Annotated in this window: 10 protein-coding genes and 1 pseudogene; 5 read left to right on the top strand and 6 right to left on the bottom strand. The window is 56.5% G+C overall.

All coding sequences use genetic code 11. The features are described from left to right. Together GOB87_RS15730 and GOB87_RS15735 are read left to right on the top strand one after the other, a co-directional pair. A partial coding sequence (locus GOB87_RS15730; RefSeq protein ID WP_166318910.1) for a transposase occupies positions 1-172 on the top strand: 172 nt, incomplete at its 5' end. Between the two features lie 619 nt (positions 173-791). Continuing rightward, complete coding sequence (locus tag GOB87_RS15735; protein WP_061274662.1) at positions 792-1748, top strand: alpha/beta hydrolase; 957 nt, start codon at positions 792-794, stop codon at positions 1746-1748. 62 nt (positions 1749-1810) lie between these two features. On the opposite strand, the gene GOB87_RS15740 is transcribed toward GOB87_RS15735, so the two are convergent. Further along, positions 1811-2458 carry an SOS response-associated peptidase gene (locus tag GOB87_RS15740; RefSeq protein ID WP_166318913.1) on the bottom strand — a complete coding sequence of 216 codons (648 nt, stop codon included), beginning with the start codon at positions 2456-2458 and terminating at the stop codon, positions 1811-1813. Positions 2459-2471: 13 nt separating this feature from the next. Further along, on the bottom strand, positions 2472-4574 hold the full coding sequence (locus GOB87_RS15745; protein ID WP_166318916.1) for an ATP-dependent helicase: 2103 nt from the start codon (positions 4572-4574) through the stop codon (positions 2472-2474). A gap of 156 nt (positions 4575-4730) precedes the next feature. Between GOB87_RS15745 and GOB87_RS16585 the strand changes: the two genes are divergently transcribed. Further along, a complete protein-coding gene (locus tag GOB87_RS16585) occupies positions 4731-4940 on the top strand; it encodes a hypothetical protein (RefSeq protein WP_242006520.1) in 210 nt (69 codons plus the stop codon). A 258-nt stretch (positions 4941-5198) separates the two neighbouring features. On the opposite strand, the gene GOB87_RS16590 is transcribed toward GOB87_RS16585, so the two are convergent. From GOB87_RS16590 to GOB87_RS15770, 4 genes are all read right to left on the bottom strand, one after another. Then, complete coding sequence (locus tag GOB87_RS16590; protein ID WP_194303382.1) at positions 5199-5408, bottom strand: hypothetical protein; 210 nt, start codon at positions 5406-5408, stop codon at positions 5199-5201. Between the two features lie 216 nt (positions 5409-5624). Continuing rightward, positions 5625-7124: a hypothetical protein gene (locus tag GOB87_RS15760; protein ID WP_166318919.1), complete on the bottom strand. Its 1500-nt coding sequence runs from the start codon at positions 7122-7124 to the stop codon at positions 5625-5627. Beyond that, entirely contained in the window at positions 7121-8440 is a 1320-nt protein-coding gene (locus GOB87_RS15765) for a KGGVGR-motif variant AAA ATPase (protein WP_166318922.1), read from the bottom strand. Before GOB87_RS15765 ends, GOB87_RS15760 begins: the two co-directional genes overlap by 4 nt. Further along, positions 8437-8829, bottom strand: a complete 393-nt coding sequence (locus tag GOB87_RS15770) for a hypothetical protein (protein WP_166318925.1) — start codon at positions 8827-8829, stop codon at positions 8437-8439. The genes GOB87_RS15765 and GOB87_RS15770 overlap by 4 nt, the downstream gene beginning before the upstream one ends. A gap of 175 nt (positions 8830-9004) precedes the next feature. On the opposite strand from GOB87_RS15770, the gene GOB87_RS17205 reads away from it, so the two are divergent. Both GOB87_RS17205 and GOB87_RS17210 read left to right on the top strand, forming a co-directional pair. Further along, complete coding sequence (locus GOB87_RS17205) at positions 9005-9289, top strand: transposase (protein ID WP_408737176.1); 285 nt, start codon at positions 9005-9007, stop codon at positions 9287-9289. Continuing rightward, positions 9217-9504: pseudogene (locus GOB87_RS17210) on the top strand (transposase); the annotation flags it as partial. The gene GOB87_RS17205 and the pseudogene GOB87_RS17210, both read left to right, overlap by 73 nt. Between the last annotated feature and the right edge of the window lie 193 nt (positions 9505-9697).

Raw genomic sequence — 9697 nt, forward strand, 5'->3', positions numbered from 1 at the left:
GGCTAAAGGCTTCGAGGTTCTGTCCCGACGCTGGGTCGTCGAACGGACGTTCGGTTGGATGACCCGCTGGCGACGCCTCGTGCGCGATTACGAGCGCCGCATCGATGTCTCACAGGCCATGATCTTCGTCGCCATGGGGGCCAATCTCATCCGAAGAAACGCTCATCCATGACTTTCCAAACAGGCTCTTAGGTGTTTAACTACATTTAGCCGCATTCTCCCTTTTCAATCCTGTCGCCGGGTCAAAACGTCGATCTGTATGTCACTTCCCTTTTAAGGATGAGTGCGAAGCTGATTTGGACGTCCTCTTTGGGCTTTCGCTGTCGCTAAGCGGACCGAGCAGTATCCCCGCCCCCGTTGCGGCCAGATCTCGCCATTTTTCAGCGCCATTTCCCCTTTATTCAAGGGGGGTCTGAAACAAACTCGTGTCCTCAAAGTAATGCACCCTGACTTTGAAGACATGCTACCCTATCCGTCACCGAGCAACCGGTCCATGCCGAAAGTAAACAATCCGACGAAAAGCGTCTAACCAAACAAAAACCGCATATATAAGCATAAAGAATAATAATAAATAAAATCAATACGTTTAGGGAAGTCATAATTCCTGAATTTACAATGTTAATTAATCATATAAATAATATATATAATTGAATTTATAAATATCCTATATTGATTTATTCTGGTTTTAGAGTGATTCAGATCATAGCCATCCTCCTAACCGGCATGAACATCATCTCCGCCATGGATCACAGACCCCTGGCGGGGCGATCCGCAAAAGGAGTTATCAAGTCATGCCAAAGAATGTCGTAAATCCGGAATTTCTGCCCGTTCTGGCGAAAATGCCGTCTTTCGACGGTCTTTCGGATCGTTCACTGCCGGAAGTGCGCGAAATCTTCCTTACTTCTGTCCGGCTCATGGAAGGCAGACCTTCGCCGGATGTCGATACACGGGAAGAATACGTCCCCGGTCTCAACAAGGCGCCAGACGTGCGCGTCCTCGTCTACAGCCCCCGCAAAGCCGCCCCCAATGCGCCCGCCATGGTATACATTCACGGCGGCGGTCTTATCTCTGGCCACCCGGAAGTGGACGATCCAAAATGCCAGATCCTCGCCAACCGTCTCGGCATGCACATCTTCTCGGTCGATTATCGTCTTGCCCCGGAAGTGAAATATCCCGGCGCCATCGAAGACTGTTACGCTGTCCTCAAATGGGTAAACGAAAACGCAGCCCGCTTGGGTATCAACCGCGATAAAGTCGTTGTCGCTGGAGAAAGCGCGGGGGGCGGCCTCAGCGCGGCTCTCGCCCTGATGGCCCGCGATCGCGGCGAATACAAACTCGCCTGCCAGATCCTTATCTACCCGATGCTCGATGACCGCACGGCAATAAAACGCGATCCTGCCCCGGCATTCGGTGAATATGTCTGGACCCGTTCGGCCAACAAATACGCCTGGCAGTGCTACCTCGGGGACGCGGCCGGCGGCGACAAAACCCCGGACTACGCAGCCGCCGGACGCGCAACGAACCTCGCCGGACTGCCGCCCACCTTCATCGGGGTTGGCTCCATGGACCTGTTTCTCTGCGAAGACCTCGATTACGCCACCCGCCTGATGGCCGCAGGCGTTCCCGTCGAAGTCTTCGTTGTGCCCGGTGCCTACCACGTCTTCGATATGTTTGTTCCGGACGCCGCTCTCTCAAAACGCTTCATGGACGCCTATTGCGACGTCATCAAACGTACGCTCGCAATCTGAAGATCCACCTGTAAAAACCTAGATACTCTTCTGATAAGAGGGGGGAGTCTGTCTCTCCTCCCTTATTCTGAAAGAGGCTGGGATTCGACACGAGCAAGCACGCCATTCGGCAGAGGTCGCTGAAGCCGCAGAGCCTCTGCCGCTGGGGCGTTCATCCACACATCCAGTTCGCCCGGTTGTGTCAGAATGACCGGCATGGCCTTCGGATGGATCGCGCCCACTTCCTGGTTTGCCTCGGTGGTCAGAAACCCGAACAGGTCGTCCGTCGTTTCCCCGTCAGCCAGTTTCCGCACGGACGTCCACCGGCACCAGATCCCGGCAAAGAAAGCCAGTGGTTCTCCGTCGCTGCGGGCAAACCACACCGGCCGCGATTTCCCGTCAGGCAGACGCTCCGGTTCCGAGAACGCCGTCAGCGGCACCAGACAGCGATGTTGCATGTCTTCCCAGCGTTTCCACCATGTCGAGATCGGATTGCGGATATTGGTCACACCGCGATCCACCTTGTGCCCCCTGAGATAACCGGGCGGTGTCGGCATGCCCCAGCGCGCCATGACCAGTTCACGGCCGTTCTCACCATTCCGCACGATCGGCGCCATCGTGTTCGGATAGATCTCGGGCAGCGGCTGTAGATTGCCCGTGCGATCCTCAAGGACTTTCGCAATCTCGCGGATCGCCTGCGGGTTCGAGGTCATGGAATAGAGGTTGCACATCCGCGTTGCTCCCTTACGACCACATGCCGCGCAGGCGAGCGGCCATGTCGATCCGTACCGACTTCACCGCCTCCTGCCGGGCCTGCTCTTCCGGTTTTATGACTGGCCACGACACAGCCTCGAACAAAGGCAGCATGTCCCGGTCGATGAAGCGCGTCCGCGAGGCATAGACATGCCGGTCGCCCCGGCTGTGCTGGCCATGCACATAGAAACGCTGCGGCACCATGATATCGAGACTGTCCTTCGCCCGCGTCATGGCGACGTAAAGCAGCCGGCGTTCCTCCTCGATGTCGTCCTGCTCGCCTGTCGCCAGATCGGACGGAATGCAGCCGTCGACGGCGTTCATCACGAACACGTTCTTCCATTCCTGCCCCTTGGCGGAATGAATGGTCGAGAGGATCAGATAATCCTCATCCAGCAGCGGCACGCCGGCCTGATCGGATGTGGCATCCGGCGGGTCCAGCGTCAGTTCGGTCAGGAATTTTTCCCGTGACGGGTACCCCCCGGCAATCTGCTCCAGTTGCACCAGATCGGCCAGACGGGTGGAGGCGTCCTCATGCAGCCGCTCCAGATGTGGTTCATACCAGTAGCGTACAGCCGCGATCTCGCCCGGCCAGCCGACCTGATGGCTGCTAGGGGCTGTCAGCAGGTTCACAAACCCCGTCCAGGCCTCGCCGCTGCGCTGTGGCGCTTTGATATCCTTCAGCGCCTCGAAGGGATGGGCACTCTCCCCCATCGTGTCCAGCACGCGTCGGGCTGAGGTCGGCCCCACGCCTGGCAGAAGCTGCAGGACCCGGAAGCCCGCGATGCGGTCGCGCGGGTTCTGGGCAAAGCGCAACATAGCCAGCACATCCTTCACATGCGCACTGTCGAGAAACTTCAGGCCGCCGAACTTCACGAACGGAATATTGCGCCTTGTCAGTTCTACCTCCAGCGTGCCGCTGTGGTGCGAGGCCCGGAACAGCACCGCCTGCTGCTTCATCGGCGTTCCAGCCTCCCGCTCTTCCAGCACACGATCGGCGATGTAATTCGCCTGAGCCGTATCATCCCAGATTGTCACAAGCCTGGGGAGTTCGTCGGACTGTCGCTCAGTCCACAGATCCTTGGTGAACCGCTCGGCCGCTTCGCCAATGACGGCGTTGGCGGCATCCAGAATGGGTTTTGTCGAGCGATAGTTCCGGTCCAGCGTCACGACACGGGCTTCAGGTTTGAACTGTCCCGGAAAATCGAGGATGTTGCGCACGCTCGCGGCCCGGAAGGCATAGATGCTCTGCGCGTCATCGCCCACGACTGTCAGCCCATGGCCATTCGGTTTCATGCCCAGCAGAATGTCCGCCTGCAGCCGGTTCGTATCCTGATATTCGTCGACCAGCACATGATCCCATTTGCCGCCGATATCAGCGGCCAGCACCGGGTCGCTGACCATCTGCGCCCAGCACAGCAGCAGATCGTCATAATCCAGCACGCCCTGTTCCTGCTTCGCCGTGACATAACCAGCGAAGAACTGCTTAAGCTGGGCTTCCCAGCCTGCACACCATGGATAGTGCTTCAGCAGCACATCGGCGAGCGGCGCACCGGAATTTACCACCCGGGAATAAATGGCAAGGCACGTGCCCTTGCCGGGAAACCGCTTCTCGGTTTTGGAAAACCCCAGATCATGCCGGATCAGATTCATCAGATCGGCGGAATCCTCCCGATCATGGATCGAGAAGGCCGGGTCCATGCCGATCTGCTGGGCATACTCCCGCAGCAGCCGGGCGCCGATGGAATGAAACGTCCCGGCCCAGGCCAGCGCGTCCGCCAGAGGATTGGCTTTGTCCCCCAGCACCGTTTTGCAGATCCGCTCTACCCGTCGCGTCATCTCGACACTGGCCCGCCGCGAGAAGGTCAGCAGCAGGATCCGGCGCGGATCGGCGTCCGAGGCGATCAGATGCGCCACCCGGTGCGCCAGCGTGTTGGTCTTGCCTGATCCGGCGCCGGCGATGACCAGCAGCGGGGATGAATCCGCCCCGCCTGTCGAGACTCCGGTCCCATGCGTGACGGCCTGCCGCTGCGCATCATTCAGACGGAACAGATAATCGTCGTTACCCGGAGAGGAAGAAGGTTCTGGATTCAATTCCTTAGCGCACTTTCATCAACGATACCGAACCGACATCGCTACCCAGCATGCCGGATACGGAGCGAATTTGCATTGACTTGCGTAGCATGAATGGAACAAATCAGGAACATATAATCAGGAAATTTGCCTGCACAAGGAACGTCGAGCCGTGACATGACTGCTGAAACCCATAAAAAACCTGGCCTGGAGACGCTGCGGGCCGCGATCAGCCGTCTCGAAGGGCACAGCGACCGACGCCACACGGTACTGCCCTTCGGTGTGCGCGAGATCCACAGCCGTCAGGCTGTGTTTGCGCCTTCCTTCAAGTGGATCGAACTATCGGCACAGCGGATGATCCAGCACTGCAGTTGTAGTGCTGGATAGCCTACGAAAAAGTCATCCGTCCATTACAGTCCCTGACGCAGCTTGCGCGAGGACGGTACCGAGGATTCCGGGACGATACGGCCCCTCAAACAGATCTCCCAACGTTCCATGTCAGCCGACGTTGCAGTGCGTGCCAGACGCGATCGTGCACAAGATGGCAGCGCTGGCAGAGGGCACGCAGATTGCTTAACCGGTTGTTGCGCGGGTCATGATCCAGATGTGCAGCGGCCAGCACCACCCGGGTTTCGCGCACCTCGATCAGGTCAATGAGGTCTTACGCCCTTTGGCGTCCCGCCAGTTTCCCGTGTCCACATCGAACCAGCGACCAGAAGCCACCACCCGGATCCGCTGGCCATGCGGACGGCCACAGACCTGGCAACGTCCCTGCGCTCGTTCAAACCTTACGTGTCGGCTGATCTGCGACCAATCGGGAGGGTAAAGCCATTTGAGTTCGGGGCGGATCGGCACAGCCTGTCATCCTGAGAAGTGTCACCTTTTGTTCTCATGGCATGGTGCGAAAAGAAATGCCGACACACGCTCGGATGACAGACTGGTTTCGCCTCACCTCGGTCAAATAGATGCTCTCACTAGCATCCCGATAGCGGACATGACGCATCCAAAAGTAAAATATGCCTGAGTAATCAGCGCTATAGTATATGTTGTGAGGGATAGATATCTCCAATTTCAGGCTTTCGGAGGCACTCCACCCTTCTTCAGAAGCGCTGCGCCAATACGGAAGAGATCGGGCATGTCGTAACGTTCGTCTGGCCGGCTGGTTAGGACACCCATCATGATTAGGCGATCAGCGAGCTTGGACTCTTGAGTGGATAGATCAGGTTTCTGAGACGAACCGGTCAACACTGGAGGAAGAGCATGCTCTCTTTGTGCGATTTTGATGGCGGCTTCTACTGTGGCATTCTCTGCCCAAGCATCAAAGAGGACCTGCGGCTCTGCTGGCACGCGTAGACCTGCTAGTGGTTGAAGAACCCGCTTGATCCAAGGGTATTCCGTATTAAGCTGTTCTATGCGAACTTTTGAAGCTGCTCGGAGCCCATCGCGGATTGTTTGCGGCAAAAGGATAAGAGTGCTCGCATCTCGAGATTGGGATCGTTCTGCGGCATTCTGCATCAGAATGAGAAAGCTACGAGGCGTCACATCGCCGAGGCCATCTGCCAAATGGTTATACGGCCAGTCGAAGGTTTTTCCCTTTCGCGGTCCTGCACCCATGAAGTAGCCTGCCATGGCCACAAAAAGTTTTTCTTGCTGGCTTTCATTACTGGATAGTTTCCAAGTGCGAAGCTCTTCTTGCTTTTTCGGCACTTTGCCCAAGCCATTGGCCTCAAGAAGACGGCCAAAAGCCTCCCCTCCATCTTCATCAAAAGCTAACCTTGCAAACATCAGCCCGTAGAGATCAGCTTGCCTCCACCCTAGTCTGGCCGCTCCACTGCGCAATTTTGATAGCTCTACAAACCGTAGCGTGAGTTCGCTCAACTGGTCCGATCGCATGAAAAGTTTTGCCCGAATGGCATTGAAGCCGCGCAAAGACCAGACCGAAGCCAGCAGCGCGTCAATAATCCTACTAAGCCGCTTCCAATCCTCCGAGATCGCGTCAAGGGCGTCAAATACGATGAGCAGTGTCTCCCCGCTTTTTTCAAGTTTGTCATCAACCTTCACCATGGTGTCTGCCCAATCTTGAGGATCAGAAAAACGATCAAGCATTTCCCTGGGGGGGTGCTTCTGATTAGGTTCAATCACCGTGAGGGCTGCGCCAGCGATGACGGCTTTCCAAAAGAGGCCTGCAGTCGCCTTCTCCTGTTCTTCGGGCACCAGTTTGTCGATGACTTCTTTAGACACCCCCGCGCGGCCCACCCCACCAAATCCAATCTCGACCCGGAGCCTGTCGATGCCCAGACGCGGATAGAGCTCAGCAGCGAGATGCCTAGTGTCAGGGTTGTAGAGTACGCTCGCCCAGAAGCTCTTGCCTGCACCACGCGCGCCGAGAACTAGCGTAGTCGCGGGATCAAGCGCTTTGCTGTGGCTCATAGGCGCGAAAATATCCCGCAGCTTGGCTTTGTCCGCCCCGACAATTGTCGACGATGCGCTGGGGTCAAATCGCGCGATCGTGTCTCGGATCGTGAAGATATCCTCTGAGTTGAGAGGTTGATATTTTTGACGAGTGGTCATTTACCCAGTTCCATCTGCTGGTCGAACCACTCCAGAAGGTCGCCGAAGGTAGATCTCACGAGTTTCTCATCGAGTTGCACCCGATTTTCAACTGGATTAAAGCTGCGATAGCGTTCGTCGTTAAGGATTCGTAGCAACGATACCGGATCTTTGGGGGAAGGGGCTGAATCGTCATTGTCAGCCCAAATCAAATCGAGGTCGTCAGGACCGAGCCTTTCGGGCTCTGAAGGCGAACCTTCTTCCCTGCCCCAAAGCGCGTTGAAACGCTCCTGCGCTATCTCGGCATCCCATGGATCTGCTTTAGCTTGCACAAACCAGGCGTTCTCCTCCCACTTTGCTCCCCCAGGAATACGTTCCCGGATGTGAGCCAAGAGGAAAGCGTAACCCTGAAAGGTCTGCGGCTCATTGATGCCAAACAGAAGTAGTTTCGCACCGAGACCAAGGACGGGAGCCGCCGTCGTTTCATGCAAGCCCGCGCGCCCGTCGATCAACACAACGTCATAGTCGCCAGTAGCTTCAAAGCTTTTAAGCATCTCATGCAATTGTGCGTGAAGGGGAAAAGAGACGCCGTCTCGTATGTCTTCGAGGCTTGCGCGTGCGATCTTGGCAAGCGCATCTGCGGGGTGTGCCCGCGTTTGGCTCCCAAACGCGGGCACGACCGAAATTCCGTCTAAAAGCGAAGACTTGCCAATGCAATCGGCTCGGAACGTGCCACCTGTCCCTGAAAGTCCGTTTTCGACCAGCCAATCGACTACACCATAAGTGGGTAGCTCATCTGGCTTCAAAAGTGTCGCCCCAAGCCCCGGAGCTTCAAGATCTAAATCCACAGTAAGAACTCGCAAGCCTGCCTGAGCAAGATGCATCGCTGCTATAGAGAGGGCCGTGGAGCGCCCTACACCTCCCTTGATGCTGATAAACGCAATGCGAGGAATAGCTTCTGGCCCGAGCACTGGAGCCATCATCCAGTCTGCTCCGACAATCCGGCGGTCGAGAAACCTGAATCTCACGCTGTCAATTTGCAGAACGGGCGCAGTCGTGGCTTCCTCGAGGATCCGGGAGATGCCTGACGTGTCCCAGGTCCGTACAGGGTCTTCCGGGCGAGCATATGGACCAAGTTCTTCTGTAACAGCACTGTTTAAACGCTCGAGAACGTCTACAGTAAGATCTGCTTCCCGAACCCTCAGAATAACTGAAAGACGTCCTTCGAAGTCTCGGACAACTATGTGCTCTTCGGCGGCCAGATCTCCAGAATACACAGCTTTGAGAGTGGCTACTAACTGTGGAAGACTATCGTCGAAACGAATGGGATTGTTCATGGCAATTCACTCTGGGCGTCTTGTGCATCCCTGCGCCACCGGTCTATCGTCGCAGCGTCGGGACGTGTTCCATCGCTATAGCGCATATCGATAGCCCAACCTTCCATGAAATGCTGATCAGTAAAACGCATAAACCTAGCTCCTATCCGGCCAGATAGGACGTCTCGAAGTTTGCTCTTAATTTTAGGAAAGTGAGCATAGACAGGCCCATCACGACTATCGGTGGTCCAAGAAATGTCGCGATACGTTGCCTTGATCGCGCATTCGGCGGCTATCCCATAGAGATAGCCCGCGGTGATGCGGTCTGGTGCTGTTGCATTTCTGAGGCTTTCCGCAGCGGCCCAATTGCGATAAGCGGCCTTGGTCATATTGCAGGTGAATTGGCTCATAGATTAACTGCTAATCCCTGCCGCACCGGCTGCCAAGCGGTTTATTGCGAGCACATTAATCTACCAGTCTGTTGGGTTGGGATAGACGACTGGGGTCGTCTTGCGCTTCACGAGGGAAGACCCTAAGAGCCTGTTTGAGAATGTGTTGATGGGGTGGCTTGGGCGTGATTCAAGCTTGGGATGTGGACCCGAGCGAGCCGTGGCCGGATTTGAGAAGCGGTTAAAGCGCTACCCGACCGATCTGGAGGACGAGGAATGGCTATCCATTCAGCCATTTCTGCCGTCAGCGGCCAAGCGCGGTCGCAAGCCTGCGACGGACCTGCGCAATGCGTTTGGTGCGCTTCGCTACCTGGCACGAACACAGTCCGACGGCGAGTGCTGGCGCTCAAGCGATGGCCCTGGCTCAAGCATCTGTTCGCTGATGGTGCTTACGACCGCACCCGCCTTATGGATGCCGTGACTTATAAGAATTTCGTCCTCTAGATCATCCGCCGCTCCGACAAGAAGGCCGGCTTCAAGGTGTTGCCCCGGCGCTGGGTCGTCGAGCGCACTTTCGGTTGGATGACACGCTGGAAGCGGCTCGTGTGGGACTACTAGCACAGGATCGACGTCTCGGAAGCGATGATCCATGTCGCTCTCGGCAGCCTCATACTCCGCAGAATTGTCCATCCATAACCATTCTCAAACGGACTCTAAGCGCTTTGCATGCAAATGTCAGCTTTCTAATAAAATATGCTCAACAGCCGACATTCTGCATTCCTGAAGGGTTTCGGGCGCCGCGAGGCGTACGAAAGTCTGGGAAGACCGAACCCGCGACACCGGGACTCAGTTATGGAGAATTTGCAACTGGCGCCACCCCGTGGGAGAG

It is taken from the genome of Acetobacter estunensis (genome assembly GCF_011516945.1).
Taxonomy (GTDB): domain Bacteria; phylum Pseudomonadota; class Alphaproteobacteria; order Acetobacterales; family Acetobacteraceae; genus Acetobacter; species Acetobacter estunensis.